This is a genomic window from Acinetobacter sp. ESBL14 (assembly GCF_036668815.1).
Lineage (GTDB): Bacteria > Pseudomonadota > Gammaproteobacteria > Pseudomonadales > Moraxellaceae > Acinetobacter > Acinetobacter gyllenbergii.
The window spans coordinates 1-261 of record NZ_JAZEVS010000071.1 but is presented as its reverse complement, the minus strand read 5'-3'; the positions used below and the strand labels follow the sequence as shown (position 1 = coordinate 261).

At 45.6% G+C, this 261-nt stretch carries 1 pseudogene; it reads right to left on the bottom strand.

Annotated elements, in window-relative coordinates:
• A pseudogene (locus tag V6E90_RS21675) lies at positions 1–261 on the bottom strand (Ig-like domain-containing protein); the annotation flags it as partial.

Below are 261 nucleotides of genomic sequence, written 5' to 3'. Positions count from 1 at the left end.
CTGTTCCTGTAATTGGATCTGTACCATTGATTGGATTAATCTCTGGCGCATTCGGTGCAGTGGTGTCCACTGTATAAACTTGAGTGTCCGTTACATTGCTGCTGTTACCTGCTGCATCTGTAAACGTCACTTTGGCATCGATGGTCTTATCGCCATCTGCCAATAAACCACTGCCTGGTACACTCACACTCCACGTACCATTTGCTGAATTTACTGTTGCGGTATAAGTCACCCCATTCACAACAACAGTTACGACAGTAG